A 17156-nucleotide genomic window follows, 5' to 3' on the forward strand; every position below is an offset into this window, starting at 1 on the left:
GGAGGTACAATACACACAAATAGCGCTTATTTTATTCATTAACAGGGGTGTTTTATGATTGATAAGGCAAAAGTACAAAAACAAGGGCGGACATACAAGCCCGCCCATATAGCATTATAAACCAAATGCTTCTTTTACTTTATCTACATAATCCAGCTTTTCCCATGTGAAGAGTTCCACTTCCATAGTCTTATCCGGTTGATAACGAGAGCTGAATTTCTTGGTTACAATACGCGGTTCACGCCCCATGTGTCCGTAAGCAGCTGTTTCGCTGTAAATTGGGTTGCGGAGCTTCAGTCTGTCTTCAATGGCTTTTGGGCGCAGATCAAATAACTCGTCAATCTTGCAAGCAATCTCTCCGTCACTCATTGGCACATTGCTACGGCCATAAGTATTTACATAGATATTGATAGGGCGAGCCACACCAATAGCGTAAGATACCTGAACCAATATTTCATCAGCTACACCGGCAGCTACCAGATTTTTAGCAATATGACGAACCGCATAGGCAGCACTGCGGTCTACCTTACTTGGATCTTTACCCGAGAAAGCACCACCACCATGGGCTCCTTTTCCTCCGTAGGTATCAACAATGATTTTACGACCTGTTAAACCGGAGTCTCCGTGAGGACCTCCAATCACGAATTTACCTGTCGGATTCACATGATAAGTAATGTTAGCATCGAACAGAGCTAATACTTCCGGATGGTTAATAGTAGCAAATACACGTGGCATCAGTATCTCGATAACATCTTTCCGGATAATAGCCAGCATTTTCTCGTCAGCAGCCAATTGGGCTTCCAAAGAATCATTTTCGGGCTGAATAAAATCATCATGCTGAGTAGATACAACAATGGTATCTATGCGGATTGGCTTACCATTATCTTCGTACTCAATAGTCACCTGACTTTTTGAATCGGGACGAAGATACGTCATCACTTTACCTTCGCGACGGATTTCTGCCAACACAGAAAGAATACGGTGCGATAAGTCCAATGACAGCGGCATGTAGTTCTCTGTTTCATGGGTTGCATAACCGAACATCATTCCTTGGTCGCCAGCTCCCTGATCCATCGGATCTTTTCGTTCCACGCCGCGGTTTATGTCAGGGCTTTGCTCATGAATGGCGGAAAACACCCCACAGGAGTTCCCTTCAAACATATACTCACCTTTGGTATAACCAATGCGTTTAATTACTCCTCTTGCAACTTCTTGTAAGTCGACATAAGCTTCAGATTTCACTTCTCCGGCCAAAACCACCTGACCGGTAGTTACCAGGGTTTCGCAAGCTACTTTAGAACTTGGATCGTAAGCCAAAAGCTCATCAAGTACAGCGTCCGATATTTGATCGGCCACTTTATCGGGGTGCCCTTCAGACACCGATTCGGATGTGAATAGATAACTCATTTTAATTAAGAATTATGAATTAGTAATTAAGATAGTGGAGGGGTATAAACAATGAGTAGGGTGTATAAAGCAGAAAGGAATGTTGTTTTAGCATTTTTTTCTGTGGTTGCAAGCTACTCAAATTTCTCCACATATCTTTTCGGCTACAAAGGTACGTATTATTTTAATAGATCGGATAATTCTTTCATCGTTTTCTTTAATACCGGGTGTGTTAAATTAGGTGCAATCTCTGCCAGGGGCTCCATAACAAACTTTCGGTCGGTCATTAACGGATGGGGAATGATTAAATCCGGCTCATTGATTTCCTGATCATCATACAGAAGAAGATCAATATCAATTAAGCGATCTGCATACGTATGGTTCACCGATTTGGAAGTACGGCCGATCTCTTTTTCTATGGATTGCGTTTTATTCAGTAGTTGCCTTGGTAGTATACTTGTTTCCACACATACAACGGCATTCAGAAAGGAATGAACAGAAACAAATCCCCAAGGAGCCGTTTCATAAAAAGCGGATAAGGAGACTACTCTCCCTATCCGCCTTTCTATAAAAGTGATGGCTTTTTGAAGATTGCTTTCCTTATCTCCAAGGTTGGTGCCCAATCCTAAATAAATAAAAGCCATTGTTTATTATCTGTCTAAAATAAGCATAGCATCGCCATACGTACCAAAGCGATATTCTTCTTTGATAGCCACTTCATAAGCATCCATGATAAGGTCGTAACCTCCGAATGCAGCCACAATCATTAATAAGGTAGACAGCGGCATGTGGAAATTGGATATCATACTATTGGCTACTGTAAAGTCATAAGGAGGGAAGATAAACTTATTTGTCCATCCTTCGTAGGGTTTCAGGTGTCCGTCGGTACTTACAGTGCTTTCAATGGCACGCATTACAGTGGTTCCTACAGCACATATATTCTTGCCCATGTCTTTGGCATTGTTCACCATGCCGACAGTTTCTTCGGATACAAGCATTTGCTCCGAGTCCATTTTATGCTTTGTCAGGTCTTCTACATCTATATCGCGGAAGTTTCCTAAACCGGCATGTAATGTAAGGTATGCAAAGTCTATTCCTTTAATTTCCAAGCGTTTCAGCAATTCACGGCTAAAGTGCAAACTCGCTGTGGGTGCTGTAACTGCTCCTTCGTTCTTTGCAAAAATAGACTGGAAGCGTTCTGCATCTTCCGGTTCTACATCGCGGTTTACAATCATCTTAGGCAGTGGAGTCTCTCCCAATGCGTATAATGCTTTCTTAAATTCATCATGCGGTCCATCGTAGAGAAAACGCAATGTACGGCCACGCGATGTTGTATTATCAATCACCTCGGCTACCATTGAATCGTCTTCACCAAAATAGAGTTTATTCCCGATTCTGATTTTACGGGCAGGATCTACCAATACATCCCATAAACGAAGTTCTTCATTTAATTCGCGCAACAAGAATACCTCAATGCGTGCCCCGGTCTTTTCTTTGTTTCCATACAAACGGGCAGGAAATACTTTGGTGTCGTTAAACACAAACACATCTTTGTCATCAAAGTAAGTCAGTACATCCTTGAAAAGCTTGTGCTCTATTTCTCCGGTTTTCTTATGAATAACCATTAAACGAGATTCATCCCTGTACTTCGTGGGATGCAAAGCAATTCTCTCTTCGGGTAACTTAAATTTAAATTGCGATAGTTTCATATCTACTCTATTTTGCTTTAATTATTTTCTTCTATTTCCAATTTATCCAGCCAGTCAACGAAATCGTCGAACTGCACACAGTTTTCTAAAGTCACATCGCCTACACGGGTACGAATTAATCCGGTAAGATGCGCTCCACTATTCAATGCTTCACCAATATCACGAGCCAATGCCCGGATGTAAGTTCCTTTGCTGCAAACTACCCTTACTTTTATCTCGGGCAGGTTGCATTCCAACAGTTCTATATCATCAATCACAAGCAATTTGGGTTTAAGCTCTACCTCTTTTCCCTTGCGAGCCAGATCGTACGCACGTGTACCGTCTACTTTACAAGCCGAGAAGGCGGGCGGTATTTGCTGTATCTCACCTATAAATTGCTTCAATGTATTTTCCACCATCTCACGAGTTATATGCTCTGTGGGATAAGTGGCATCTATCTCATGCTCCAAATCATAAGAGGGAGTAGTAGCCCCTAACTGAATGGTAGCTATATACTCCTTGGTTTGATATTGAAACTCTTCTATTCGTTTGGTGGCTTTGCCTGTACAAATTATCATTACTCCTGTAGCAAGAGGATCGAGGGTACCGGCATGGCCAACTTTCAGTTTCTTCTCCTTTATCTTTCTGCACAAATGGTACCGCACCCGATTTACCAGATTGAACGAAGTCCAATGCAATGGCTTATAAAAGTATAGTACCTCTCCTTCTTTAAAGTTCATCCGCAAATTATGATTTGATCAATGATAGAATAATAGTAACTGCTCCGGCTATGCTACAGTAAATTGCAAAGTAGATCAGTTTGCCCTTCTTCACGATATTAATCATCCATTTACAAGCTATACATCCGGATACAAAAGCAGCAAGAAAACCTATTAACAATGACACAACAGGAATACCCGACGCTGCCGGACTAAATCCACCTTTCATCAAATCCAACAACGCTTCGCCCAATATAGGCACAAGCACCATTAAGAATGAGAACTGTGCCAAATTTTCTTTCTTATTGCCTAATAGCAAGCCTGTGGCAATAGTAGAGCCCGAACGAGATAATCCCGGCAATACAGCACAAGCCTGAGCAAGACCAATAATAAAGGCATCCTTCATGGAGATCTTTTCTTTCTGACGAGGTTTGGCATAATAAGAAAATGCCAACAATGCCGCAGTAACCAACAGCATACATCCTACCAACAGCAAGCCTTCGCCAAAAAGGGCACTTACTTCATCTTTAAAAAATACACCTACAATGCCTACAGGTATCATAGAAACAATGATATTCACGGCATAGCGCATTTCATCATTCCATTGGAACTTAAAGACTCCTTTTACAATCCACTCTATTTCTTTCCAAAGTATTACAATAGTACTTAATACGGTAGCAGCATGTACGGCTATTGCAAAAGTCAGATTTTCTTCTCCCTCAAGACCGAACAAAGCGGCTCCTATGGCCAAATGCCCACTACTACTAACAGGCAAATATTCTGTAAACCCTTGAACTAACCCAAGGATCAGTGCTTCAAACCATTCCATTCTTTATCTTACTGCTTTCGGTTTACGCAATATGGCGTATATCATTGAAATAAAACCCAAAAAACAAACAGCAGGAGCTACCTTTATTCTGCGTACACTAAAAATATCAGGTTCGAATGCTGTTTCTGTTGAAGCGGGTCCCGCCATCAAAATAAATCCAAGGATAACTACAGCCATCCCTACAGCCAACAAGATAAAGTTGACTTTATCGAAAGCAAATTTTTGTTTATCTTCCATTTTACCTTATTTATATGTTTACCTATTTATATAGAATACAATGCATTCGCCTTCATCCTCAAATATTTATTGATAGATATATAAGCGCAAAAGAAAGTAATAATAACACCAAATCCCAACACCGAAACCATAACAATCAGCATCACATCGGGGCTAATTACGCTGATTAGTTCAGGCTCATAAGTAATCAGCCAATAAGCTACTCCCATCAAGATGGCATCTGCCAAAATCGCCGCCAATACTCCGCTCCAGATATTCCGCATCAGGAAGGGGCGACGAATAAAGCCCCAACTTGCTCCCACCAGTTTCATGGTATGAATCAAGAAACGTTTAGAGTAGATAGCCAGTCGAATGGTATTATTAATCAGTGCAAATGAAATAGTAGCCAGCACCAACGCCAATACAAGAAGCACCACGGTGATGGTTTTTATATTATCATTCACGGCATCAATTAATTCTTTTTGGTAAAGCACTTCCTGTATGCTGGAATTTTGCTTGATACCTTTTTCAATTACAGCAATGCTATCGGAGTTGGCATAATCAGCATGAAGTTTTATCTCGATAGAGGCTTTAAAAGGATTGTATCCCAAGAATTCCTGCGGATCGGTTCCCATCGCTTCGGTTTGTTCTGCCAACGCCTGTTTTTTGGAGATATAGGTTGACTGTTTCACGAAAGGCTCTTTATCCAGTTGCTTTTGAAGGATCAGGATATCTGCCTCTTTCATATCGTCGCTAATCAAAACGGCAAAGCTCAGATTCTCGCGTACATATACAGATAGATTATTGGCTGCCAATACAAAAAACACGACTAATCCCAACAACAATAATACAAGCATCGTACTAATGCTCGATGTTAGAAACTGCATATCGAAATATGAAGGGGCATTATGTGACTTTCTGTTGCTCATTTTGTTTTCTTTCTGAATATATAAATCATCGAACTACTTCGTTCCTTCTTTATCAATGCATGAAACCATGCTATGGTGCCCACATACATTCCTTTCAGGAAGGAGAAACGACTTCCTTTATTCCTCTCACTCAACATTGAAATATAGAAAGCATCAAAAGGCATCGGATAACGTTCCGCCATAATAAAACCATGTTTGGAGGCTAATTGTTGCATAGTACCGGGAGTAAAATGCCATAAATGACGCGGAACATCATACGCAGCCCAATCGGAACCATATTTCTGTGCATCATAAGAAGCCTGGTTTGGAACTGCTATAATCAGAATACCTTTGGCTTCTAATAGCTCAAACAGGCGATCCCAGGTTTCATGCAGATTCTCCAGATGTTCCATTACATGCCATAATGTAATTACATCAAAGGAAGCAGGAGAAAACTCATTCAGTGCATCTACGCTTTTTACGTCTATATTGAATTTTTCTTTGGCAAAAGCACGGGCATCAGCGTTTTTTTCTACTGCTTCTACCTCCCAGCCTTGCTTCTTCATCATAGCGTTGGGGAAATAAGCGGTTCCGGTACCTATATCAAGCAAACGTCCGGATTGGCGATGTGCTTCTCTTACCACCATTCGCGCCTTCTTGTTTAGCATATATTTACGTACACGGTGATAGAGAGTATTCATTAAACCTTTCTTGGTATCGGAATGAGAGATGTAATCAGAACTCTCATAATACTTATTTATCTCATCTCCCGAAGGAATTCCCTGCGTAAACACAAAGCCACAAGCCTCGCAAGAGAAAACTTCAAACCGTTCTCTCGAAGCATAAAAATCCATACAAGTAAGGGAGTGCTTTATTTGTGTGCTACCACAAAGAGGACAAGATTTTAGGATGAGTTTATTCATTTGTTCTATCAATACGGTACGTCATGACGCATTATACCCAAATATGGTGCAAAGAAACAAATAAAATGCGATGTCGAATACTTCCTTTAAGGTCTTTTAATAATATAAGCCAAAGAAGCTAAGAAAATATCTCTAATTTTGTTTGATAAACAATTAAATGATACAAACGAATGAGCAATAGAAAACTGGTAAAGTCAAGAGATAAAGTAATTGCCGGAGTATGTGGAGGATTGGCCGAGTATTTCGGGTTTGATTATACCATAACCCGGCTGATTTATGCACTGCTGACAATCTTCACCGCTTTTGCCGGAGTAATTATTTATATTATTCTTTGGATATTAATGCCGTCGAGATAGTGGAGAGTTAAGAGTGGAGAGTTACCATGCGGCATCGTAACTCTCCACTCTCAACTCTCAACTCTCAACTAATAACGTTCCTTTCAGCGTCGCTGAGCTGGCCTCGGTAATATTTACCCTTACATAATCGCCTATTTTATGCGAACCTCTATCGAACACTACCACTCTGTTTTGCTCCGTCCGTCCAAACAACTGATCTTTGGATCTTTTGGAGACTCCTTCCACAAGTACTTCGTATTCTTTTCCAATGCAGCGGTTATTGCCTTCGGCCGATAGGCGGTTCTGCAAAGCAATGATTTCATTTAAGCGACTGATTTTTACCTCTTCGGAGATATTATCCGGCAAATGCTTCGAAGCATAAGTACCGGGACGCTCGGAGTATTTAAACATAAAAGCAGCATCGAATGCAGAGGCTTCCATTAAAGAAAGAGATTCTTGGTGATCTTCTTCCGTTTCGCCGTGAAAGCCTGTAAAGATGTCGGTACTCAGCCCGCAATCCGGAATAATCCGCCTGATGGCAGCTACCCTATCTAAATACCACTCCCGTGTATATTTTCGGTTCATCGCTTTGAGTACCTTAGAGCTTCCGCTTTGCACCGGTAAATGTATGTGTTTGCAAACATTTGGTACTTCTGCGATAACCTGTAATGTTTCGTCGCTCATATCTTTAGGATGAGAAGTAGTAAAACGTACCCGCATACCAGGCACAGCCTCGGCCACCATACGCAAAAGTATATGGAAAGTGATACGTTTTTCTTCGGATTCAAAACAGTACGAATTTACATTCTGCCCCAGCAAGGTTACTTCTTTATAGCCTTTCGATTCCAAATCTCGTACTTCATTCAGTATGCTTTCTACATCCCTGCTTCTTTCTCTACCCCGGGTATAGGGTACAATGCAATAGGTGCAAAAGTTATTGCATCCGCGCATAATCGACACAAACCCCGAAATATGATTGCCACAAATACGAGAAGGAATTACATCGCGATAAGTTTCCGTGGTAGATAGCTCCACATTAATCGCTTTCTCTCCCGCCTCCACAGAGGCTACCAAATCGGGCAAGCTTAAATAAGCATCCGGGCCTACCACTAAGTCTACATGATGATTTTCGATCAAATCATCTTTCACCCTCTCGGCCATACAGCCCAACACTCCCACAATAAGATTTCGTTTCTTTTTCCGTAACGAATGAAAAAATTCCAAACGATTTAAAATCTTTTGCTCGGCATTATCACGAATGGAGCAAGTGTTCAGAAACACTGCGTCGGCCTCATCTAATGAGTCGACTGTTGAATAACCCGCCATTTGCATAACCGAAGCAATCACTTCACTATCAGCTACATTCATCTGGCATCCGTACGTCTCAATGAATAACTTCTTGTCGTTATTCGCAGTTGCAGATTTAAAGTCTGCTCCCGTTGTTTTTTCCATTTTTAAATACTGTGTTATGATTTACAATACAAATGTACATGATAAATTTCATTTTTCACACAAGCATATAAAATAGACTTCTATGTAGAGGCTAAATACCAATCAGATATTTCCCAATATTCCTTTCATCCTTTTCAAACTCCACACCAACTTTTACCAGTTTCCGCTCGTCGGCAATATAAGGAATAAGATAGCCTTTATCATCTATCTGTTGTAATGCTTCCTCGGCTGTGCCATTGAGCTTGAACTCAAAAACATAAATCTGATCTTTGGTATATACCACAGCATCTGCCCGACCCGTTGCCGAATGTACTTCGGCTTGTACAAACTGTCCCATCAGTTTAAATACCAAATAGAAGATAACCTGGTAATGACGTTCGGTTTCATCATTCAGTTCATAGGGAATATCAGCAAAAAAGGCTTTCAGACGTTTCAGAAAAGAGGGAACATCACCACTACGAAGTTCACGCACAAAATGGCTGATGTGGAATGCCTGTTCGTTTGTATTGACCTGTGTATAGAAAGGTACAAGAAATTGGAGGAAAGCATATTTCACTTCTTCGTTTGGGAAACATAGCGTGTACATTCCAAACTCTCTGTCATAGCTTTTAATAGTAAGATATCCGCTCTGATAAAGTACAGGTATAGGATTATTAGCTTCAACTCTATATTCAGTAAAAGCTTGTGGACTGGTTTCGACACCATCAATTAGTATACGTAAATCGTAATCGCTTTCTCTCAGTAAATCAACTAAAAAAGTTGGGGTTCCGGTTTGGAACCAGAAGTTATCCAATACCAGGTATTTCAACGCACTTAACACACTGAAGGGGTTAAATAGGCCGGGCGTATTTTCGCGAAAGTGATAACCATCGTATTGAGCAGCCATTTTCTCAACAGTCTCTTCGAAGGTATAACCATTAAACTCGCTTACCTTTTTCAACTCAGGCGTAAATACCTTTACCAATTCCTCCTCTGTTATGCCGCAAATGGTGGCATAAGCAGGTACCATACTAATATCGCTTAGTTGATTAAGGTCACTGAATATGCTTACATGAGAGAACTTTGTAACACCAGTCAGAAATACGAAACGTAAGTAACGGTCGGCACTTTTCAGTACACCATAAAAGCCTTTCAGAATGTTTCTATATTCTTCCAGCAAAGGTTCGTTAAGCAGGTTTTGCAACAAGGGTTTATCATATTCATCAATCAGAACAACGACCTGCATACCTGTTTGTTCACTGGCCCTACGGATGATACCGGCAAAACGAGTAGCGAGTGTTGTTTCATTCTCCTTACTTCCATAAAGTTCTTCCCATTGTGTCAGGAAAGCATTTATCAACCCTATCAATCGTTCTGCACTATCAAACTTCTCTGCATTAAGATCCAGATGCAGTACGGGATATTGTTTCCACTCTGTTTCTAAATCGGCCAGTGCCAACCCTTCGAATAGGTCTTTTCGGCCAAGGAAGTAAGACTCTAATGTGCTGATGAGTAAGCTTTTGCCAAACCGACGCGGACGACTCAGAAAATAAGCTTTCCCGGTATTGGCTACTTGCCAAACCAAATCAGTTTTATCGACATACATATAATTTCCATTACGGATGTCTTCAAAAGTTTGTATTCCAATGGGGAGATTGCGAACTGTACTCATGGTTTGATATTTTTATTTCAATATTCAGGTCTATAATAACAAGTTATCTGCAAATATACATGATAAATTTCATTTTCCACACAAGCGTATAAAAATGTATTTTCCTGCCTATTCTCTTGAAAGTAGCAGATTATTGAGTAGACACCCTGATCGCAAAACAGTAAAAAACAAACCGTTCAGAACGAATTTATCGACAAAAAAGTGTCACAAGTGTCACACGCACCCCATAACCCACTGACTATCAACCCATAAAAGAGCGTGACACTTTTCAAAAAAGCATCACAAAAGTGTCACAAGTGTCACACCAAAATAGAATTATTTTTTTGATTTTAAAATGACATAATTCAAAGATAAAAACCTCTTATTACCTATTTCTTCTCTTGAAAAATTCAATTTGTTTTTGTATATTTGTAATCAGCTTCACATTCGCCACATCCGGGTGCAGCAAGGTTCTCCACCCGGATGGAGAGACTCTCTCCACCCGGATGTGGAAGCCCCCTCCACCCGGGTGGAGGAAAAGCAAAGAAATAAGATTAATAAATTAAACAAATAAGGTATGCAATCGTATGTGGTTCGATCCAAGATCGACAAGAGTAAAAAAGAAGAGAGAAAGCTTTATTATGCTGTTCCGGTAACTTCGGGACAGGTTGATGCCGACCAGTTAGCACAAGAAATCTGTGTGCGCTGTTCACTGAGTAGTCCTGATGTACTGGCCGCAATCAGAGCGTTAAGCGAGGTAATGCAAGAACATCTGAGTACAGGAAACACTGTCTACCTGAAAGGCATTGGGCTGTTCTCTGTTTCGGCCAGCAGCCCCGGCTTCGAGACACCCCAGGAAGTTACACCCGCTAAAGTGAAAGCACAACGCATTTGCTTTAAAGCAGACAACGCCCTGAGAAGCATTTTAGAGAGAATAAAATATAAATTCTGTGAACGAGCAAAGAAGAAATAATGAAAATAACCCAATACCGCAACGACGGTAAAACACAGACACAACGCACAATGGATATTGAAGCAGCACTGGCTGCTATGCGAACAGAGATTAAAACCAAACCAGTATCGGTAATGCGCGAAAAGCTACACTATGCCATGCATGAAGCCAAAAACGAATTCATTCAGAAAGTACCACTCATGGCTTTTGGTGGAGTATTTCGCAGAATAGGCAGCCGACAGGAGATGGCCGTCTACAACGGCGTAGTGATGCTCGAAGTAAATAAACTGGCCGATATGAAGGAGGCTATCAAAGTACGCGACCTGGCATCAACACTACCACAAACGCTACTGGCCTTTGTGGGATCGAGTGGTAGAAGCACGAAAATATTCATACCCTTTACCCTACCCGACGGCACGCTTCCCCAGAACCACGAATTAGTTGAAATGTTTCATGCGCATGCCTATCGCGATGCCGTGAAATGGTATCAACCCCAACTAAAAAGAGAAATAGAACTAAAGAAGCCAACTCCCAACCAGTGTTGTAGAATGACGTACGACCCTACCCTGTTTTACAACCCTCAGGCTGTGCCTATTCGCATCGAGCAACCCGTACGTATGCCTGCCGAGCCAACCTTCTCCGAGCATTTGCAAGAGATCTGCGATCCGCTGCTACGCCTTTTGCCCGGCTACGAACGATACTGGATTATCGACACCCTTTTCGAAACCAGCTTGTGGAATGCTTTATCATCGCTCGAAAAAGTAGATACAGAGGAAGACCTACACCCGTTTCTGATTCGGCTTGCCGAAAATTGCTATCACTCCGGAGTACCCGAAGAGGAAGCCGTTCGGCTTACATTGGTACGCCGCAACTTGCAAAAATACGACTTACTGGTGCGCACTTGCTTCCGCAACGCCTACACTATGAGTCAGAAGTTTGGCGGCAAACCATGCATTACGTCAACCATGACGCTGGTGGCTCAGTTGGAAGAATTTATGCATCGCCGCTACCAATTACGCCGAAACACCGTTAAAGGTGTGGTGGAATACCGGGAATTGAAATCGTACAAATTCGACTTCCATCCGCTCACCAAACAGGTTATCAATGGCATGACACTGAATATCACGTCCGAAGGAGTCAACGCATGGGATGCCGACGTGCGGCGCTATGTAGAATCCGACCGCATTCCGGTGTACGACCCTATTGAGGAATACCTGTTCGGGCTTCCTAAGTGGGACGGGAAAGACCGTATCCGACCATTGGCCCAACGAGTGAAATGCTCTAACAAGCGCTGGCCGGATTTGTTCTACACCTGGTTCCTGTCTATGGTAGCACATTGGTTGCAACTGGATCGCGAACACGCCAATAGCACATTGCCACTACTTGTAGGGAATCAGGGATGCGGGAAATCAACCTTTTGCCTGAATATACTTCCACCCGAACTGCGCGACTATTACACTGATAGCATAGACTTCAGCAACCGCCGCGATGTGCAATTAGCTCTCAACAGGTTTGCGCTGATTAATATGGACGAGTTCGACTCCATCGGTCCTTCTTATCAAGGCTTCCTGAAACACATTCTGCAAAAAGCGATTGTGCAAACCCGCCGGCCGCACGGCAGTTCAACAGAGCAACTAAGGCGCTATGCCACCTTTATTGCCACAAGTAATAATTTCGATTTACTGACCGACCCTACCGGAAGCCGACGCTTTATCTGTATCGAAGTTGAAGGTGTTATTGATTATACACAACCCATCGACTACACGCAGTTATACGCACAAGCCCTGCATGCCGTACGCAACAAAGAGCGGTATTGGTTTACACACGAAGAAGAGGCATACATTACGAAGAGCAACCTGGGCTTTCATCAAATGCTACCCGAAGAAGAAACAATTTTTCTATACTTCCGCTCGCCACACGCAGGAGAGGCATTCGAGGAATTAACCTGTACCGAAATACTGGAACGCGTACACCAACGCCGCCCCACATTTGAGTGCAGTCGCTCCGTTTCTATGCGATTAGGCAGAATTCTGAGAAAGAGCCTGAACAGCCGTAAAAGCAGACATGGAATGGTATATCAAGTAGTAGAAATATGAAAACAGAGAAAAATATCGGGATCTCGGAACAACACACAAGACATTCAGAACATTACATGGCATAAAATATTAATGTTTGTTAATCCTTTAAACATTTATTTGCTACCATTTTGCTCGTTTAATTATATTTCACATATTTGTGCAGTGAAAGAAACATTAGATTTTTTCATAGTTAAGGTTTAGGTTAAAAAAATTAAGGGGAGCTGTGAAGCTGCCCTTTTTTCATCTTAAATAGTTGGTTTCTATCAGATTAAATCTCTATCTTTGGCTGTCAAACAAAAATAATATTATGAATATTCTAATCATTATAGGTTTAGTTATTTATGCAATATACAAAATAAGCACTTCTTTTATTAAAACCAGTGCTGGGGGACACGATTACGAAGACAGATCCTCGCAAAGTGATTCATTCGAAACTCCACCTCCTTTCCTTGCGATAGATGCGCCTGCATCTTCAAAAAAAACAACTAAAAAGAAGCCCGATTCGGCCATCACATTAAAGGCAGAAAAATACAATTCCTCCTCCATTCAACAGGAGCAAACCACAGAAAGTGAGTTTAACATTCACTCCACCGAAGAAGTACGACGTGCCGTTATTTGGTCGGAAATACTCAACAGAAAATATTAAGGTCTATTCTAATACGAAAATATACTAAGCATTATGTCATTTACCATTTTAAGTGCAGCCGAGGCTGCAAGCTTTGTTAAGCATGGCTATACGGTTGGCATCAGTGGATTTACGCCTGCCGGCTCTCCGAAGGCAGTAGCTCCCGAAATTGCTAAAATCGCAGAAGCAGAACATGCAAAAGGAAACCCTTTTCAGATTAGTGTTTTAAGTGGTGCTTCCACCGGAGATTCCTGCGACGGAGTATTAACCCGCGCAAAAGCTATCAGATACAGAGCCCCTTACACCACCAATACCGATTTTCGAAATGCAGTAAACTGTGGAGATATTGCATACAATGATATCCACCTCTCGCAAATGGCCCAAGAGATACGCTTCGGCTTCCTTGGCAAAGTAGATGTGGCTATTATAGAAGCCTGCGATATTACACCCGACGGGAAAATATTTCTGACTGCTGCCGGTGGTATTTCGCCAACAGTATGCGAAAAAGCAGATAAGATTATCATAGAGCTAAACAGTGCCCACAACAAGAACATTGCCGGCTTACATGATGTTTATCAGCCACTCGACCCTCCTTATCGTCGCGAAATTCCCATATACAAACCATCCGATCGTATAGGAACTACGTATGTACAGGTAGACCCTAAAAAGATTATTGGTATTGTTGAGGTTAACATCCCCGACGAAGCACGCGGCTTTACTGCTCCCGATCCTATCACAGATCAAATTGGTATAAACGTGGCCAACTTCTTAGTGGCCGACATGAAACGCGGAATCATCCCGCCATCCTTCCTTCCTTTACAATCGGGAGTAGGAAACATTGCCAATGCCGTATTAGGAGCTTTAGGACGCGATAAAACCATCCCTAACTTCGAAATGTACACAGAAGTTATTCAAGATTCGGTTATCGACCTGATGAAAGAAGGCCGCATCAAGTTTGGTAGCACCTGCTCTCTTTCGGTAACCAATGAATGTTTGGACGAGATTTACAGAGATATGAATTTCTTTGGCGACAAGTTAGTGCTTCGCCAATCTGAGATTTCAAACAATCCGGAAGTTATTCGCCGCTTAGGTATCATCTCTATGAATACAGCCATCGAAGCCGATATCTACGGAAACATTAACTCTACCCATATTGCAGGCACCAAGATGATGAATGGACTGGGCGGATCGGGAGACTTTACCCGCAATGCTTATATTTCCATATTCTCTTGCCCATCGGTGGCCAAAGGAGGAAAGATCAGCTCGATTGTTCCTATGGTTTCTCACCACGACCACAGCGAGCATTCTGTAAATGTAATCATCACCGAACAAGGTATTGCCGATCTTCGCGGAAAAAGCCCATTGGAAAGAGCAAAAGCAATCATCGAGAACTGTGCTCACCCGGATTACAAACAACTACTTTGGGATTACCTGAAAATTGCATCCAAAGGACAAACTCCTCATTGCATGAAAGCTGCATTAGGTATGCATGCCGCACTTTTAGACAAAGGAGATATGAAGTTGACAGATTGGGCCGAGTACACGAAATAAAGACTTAACCCATTAACATACAAAAAGAGCAGGAATCCGGATTCCTGCTCTTTTTGTTTCTCGTTCTATTATAGATCCTTATCTAATCATATACTGATTATAAGTTATTTGAATACGCTCCATATTCATAGAGTTTGTTTTATCTGTCTTCTGTATCCAACGTCCTGTATGATCATACTTATAATATGATTTATCATCTACCTCATTACCATACTCATCATATTGGAAAGTAGCAACAGTGGTTATCTTATCCGAACTTCCCAGCGTTTTCTTAGAAGTAATTTTTGTTAGATAACCATATTTATCATATTCATACTCATCAATCTGAGAAACCACAGTAGCTGCCAGAATCTTATCTTTAGATACAGCAAACTGCCGTTCCGATTCAACCAAAACACCTTTATCATTATACTTATTAAACTGCATGCTCACCTTTTCTCCCAATTTATTAAATTCGAATTCGGTAGTCAGATTACCTACTTTATCGTACTTCCTTAAAATAAGGCGACCGGTAGCATACGCAGTAGAGTCTACATATATTTCTCCTTCAGGGCCAAAAACTCTGGAACGTCTATACACCATTTTAGAGGTTTTAGTATCTATTTGTCGTTCCACGGCACAACGTCCGCGAGAGTCATAGTAGTAAGTTGTATAATAGTTATTCGTTTTACCCATTTCTTTAACCTTAGAAGTAGAAGAAATAACTTTGCCATACGAGTTGTACTTGTAAGTACTTGTGGTTGTTTTGTTCAAGTCCATCTCCTCCAACCTCGTTAGTCTATTGTTGGTGTAAGTCTTCTTATAAGTAGGAGCAGTCCACAACAATTCCCTTTCAAAAGAAGCGCGAAGCCCACTGGCTTTTTCACGAAACTCTTTATACCGGTGTGTTTTCAGATAATCTGCAATAAGAATCAAATCGGAAGGCGCTTTTACTACCGACGCAAGAATATCAAAGTCAACCCGGTTTGTAATATACTCTAAGCTGTCGGGGTTTCTTTTATCCTGCGATCTTAAATAAGGAGTTGTATTATACTTATCTATGAACTTTCTTGCCACCGAAGGGTCTTTGCTCTCACTGATGAATTTAAAGAGATACTCAGCATAAAGGCGGCGGGCATCTTCCGAATACATACGATCATCCAAAGAGCCAAAATAGTCATTCAAAGAAGCCTCGGCAAAGTAGTTTTCAAAATTCTCTTCTGTAGGCAATTCCTGAACCGTTTTATACAAAATAGCATTATGCATCACTTTCATTTCACGTTCATACTTTCCATCGGGAAACTCGGCAAAGTAAAGCTTGCAAGTATTAATTTGAGGATCTTTTTCCATGGATTCGCGCAACTTCGTTTCGCGGGTATCCAAAAAGAGTTGCATATCTTCTGTTTTCAGCGGATAATTTGCTCTGCGTACATTATTAATAAGTTCGCGACTAAAAGTTAATGGCTGTTTCGAATCTTGCAGAAAGCCAAGGATTATTTCATCCGTTTTATTCCGGATATCATCCATAGATGTTTTAGTTTCCCGGCACATCATGTGGAAGGTAGTGTGCGTATTCTTCACATAATATTCGTAATAAACGGGGATACTCGAAATATCTCCTTTATTCCAGATATTATCTAATGCATCAATAAGAACAAGTTCCGTGGCAAAAGCCAGAGATGTTTTCTCGTCCAATTTTCCTCTTTTCTTTTGAAACTGCTTCTGTTTGTTGTCACATAGATTTTTCAGAACTGTCTCCACTCGTCCTCTCTTTTGCGCATTTGCCTGAGGAACTGCACATAATAGTAGAACTGTTACTATCATGAAAATAGTAGTCTTGCGTCTGTCCATTGCTAAAGTTTTTTTTAAATAAATGCTTGTGAGA

16 protein-coding genes are annotated in these 17156 nt (G+C 41.4%); 5 read left to right on the forward strand and 11 right to left on the reverse strand.

Annotated elements, in window-relative coordinates:
• Positions 1-114: 114 nt before the first annotated feature.
• The 8 genes from metK to D0T60_RS10640 all read right to left on the reverse strand — a co-directional run bounded on the left by metK (position 115) and on the right by D0T60_RS10640 (position 6669).
• Positions 115-1407 (reverse strand): methionine adenosyltransferase, encoded by a 1293-nt coding sequence (metK, locus tag D0T60_RS10605; RefSeq protein ID WP_163218157.1) that lies wholly within the window; start codon positions 1405-1407, stop codon positions 115-117.
• Positions 1408-1565: 158 nt separating this feature from the next.
• Positions 1566-2030 carry a 2-amino-4-hydroxy-6-hydroxymethyldihydropteridine diphosphokinase gene (gene folK, locus D0T60_RS10610; RefSeq protein WP_163218158.1) on the reverse strand — a complete coding sequence of 155 codons (465 nt, stop codon included), beginning with the start codon at positions 2028-2030 and terminating at the stop codon, positions 1566-1568.
• Between the two features lie 6 nt (positions 2031-2036).
• Positions 2037-3095 (reverse strand): tRNA preQ1(34) S-adenosylmethionine ribosyltransferase-isomerase QueA, encoded by a 1059-nt coding sequence (gene queA / locus D0T60_RS10615; RefSeq protein ID WP_163218159.1) that lies wholly within the window; start codon positions 3093-3095, stop codon positions 2037-2039.
• A gap of 17 nt (positions 3096-3112) precedes the next feature.
• Positions 3113-3814: a tRNA pseudouridine(55) synthase TruB gene (gene truB / locus D0T60_RS10620; RefSeq protein WP_163218160.1), complete on the reverse strand. Its 702-nt coding sequence runs from the start codon at positions 3812-3814 to the stop codon at positions 3113-3115.
• Positions 3815-3821: 7 nt separating this feature from the next.
• On the reverse strand, positions 3822-4622 hold the full coding sequence (locus tag D0T60_RS10625; RefSeq protein WP_163218161.1) for an undecaprenyl-diphosphate phosphatase: 801 nt from the start codon (positions 4620-4622) through the stop codon (positions 3822-3824).
• A 3-nt stretch (positions 4623-4625) separates the two neighbouring features.
• The gene (locus D0T60_RS10630; RefSeq protein ID WP_163218162.1) at positions 4626-4859 is read right to left on the reverse strand and encodes a DUF3098 domain-containing protein; all 234 of its coding nucleotides are present in this window, start codon (positions 4857-4859) and stop codon (positions 4626-4628) included.
• Between the two features lie 26 nt (positions 4860-4885).
• Entirely contained in the window at positions 4886-5767 is an 882-nt protein-coding gene (locus D0T60_RS10635; RefSeq protein ID WP_163218163.1) for an ABC transporter permease, read from the reverse strand.
• Entirely contained in the window at positions 5764-6669 is a 906-nt protein-coding gene (locus tag D0T60_RS10640) for a class I SAM-dependent methyltransferase (protein WP_163218164.1), read from the reverse strand. Before D0T60_RS10640 ends, D0T60_RS10635 begins: the two co-directional genes overlap by 4 nt.
• A 170-nt stretch (positions 6670-6839) precedes the next feature.
• Between D0T60_RS10640 and D0T60_RS10645 the strand changes: the two genes are divergently transcribed.
• On the forward strand, positions 6840-7025 hold the full coding sequence (locus tag D0T60_RS10645; RefSeq protein WP_163218165.1) for a PspC domain-containing protein: 186 nt from the start codon (positions 6840-6842) through the stop codon (positions 7023-7025).
• Positions 7026-7082: 57 nt separating this feature from the next.
• On the opposite strand, the gene miaB is transcribed toward D0T60_RS10645, so the two are convergent.
• Positions 7083-8456, reverse strand: a complete 1374-nt coding sequence (gene miaB, locus D0T60_RS10650; RefSeq protein ID WP_163218166.1) for a tRNA (N6-isopentenyl adenosine(37)-C2)-methylthiotransferase MiaB — start codon at positions 8454-8456, stop codon at positions 7083-7085.
• Between the two features lie 91 nt (positions 8457-8547).
• Positions 8548-10107, reverse strand: a complete 1560-nt coding sequence (locus D0T60_RS10655; protein ID WP_163218167.1) for an ATP-binding protein — start codon at positions 10105-10107, stop codon at positions 8548-8550.
• Between the two features lie 556 nt (positions 10108-10663).
• Here D0T60_RS10655 and D0T60_RS10660 point away from each other — a divergent pair.
• The 4 genes from D0T60_RS10660 to D0T60_RS10675 all read left to right on the forward strand — a co-directional run bounded on the left by D0T60_RS10660 (position 10664) and on the right by D0T60_RS10675 (position 15292).
• The gene (locus D0T60_RS10660; protein WP_163218168.1) at positions 10664-11059 is read left to right on the forward strand and encodes an HU family DNA-binding protein; all 396 of its coding nucleotides are present in this window, start codon (positions 10664-10666) and stop codon (positions 11057-11059) included.
• Positions 11059-13134, forward strand: a complete 2076-nt coding sequence (locus tag D0T60_RS10665; protein ID WP_163218169.1) for a BT4734/BF3469 family protein — start codon at positions 11059-11061, stop codon at positions 13132-13134. The genes D0T60_RS10660 and D0T60_RS10665 overlap by 1 nt, the downstream gene beginning before the upstream one ends.
• A 289-nt stretch (positions 13135-13423) precedes the next feature.
• Entirely contained in the window at positions 13424-13762 is a 339-nt protein-coding gene (locus D0T60_RS10670; RefSeq protein ID WP_163218096.1) for a hypothetical protein, read from the forward strand.
• Between the two features lie 33 nt (positions 13763-13795).
• Positions 13796-15292: an acetyl-CoA hydrolase/transferase family protein gene (locus D0T60_RS10675; protein ID WP_163218170.1), complete on the forward strand. Its 1497-nt coding sequence runs from the start codon at positions 13796-13798 to the stop codon at positions 15290-15292.
• A 78-nt stretch (positions 15293-15370) separates the two neighbouring features.
• Here D0T60_RS10675 and D0T60_RS10680 read toward each other — a convergent pair whose 3' ends face one another.
• A complete protein-coding gene (locus D0T60_RS10680) occupies positions 15371-17122 on the reverse strand; it encodes a hypothetical protein (RefSeq protein ID WP_163218171.1) in 1752 nt (583 codons plus the stop codon).
• Between the last annotated feature and the right edge of the window lie 34 nt (positions 17123-17156).

The sequence above is a fragment of the Bacteroides sp. 224 genome, from assembly GCF_010500995.1.
Lineage (GTDB): Bacteria > Bacteroidota > Bacteroidia > Bacteroidales > Bacteroidaceae > Bacteroides.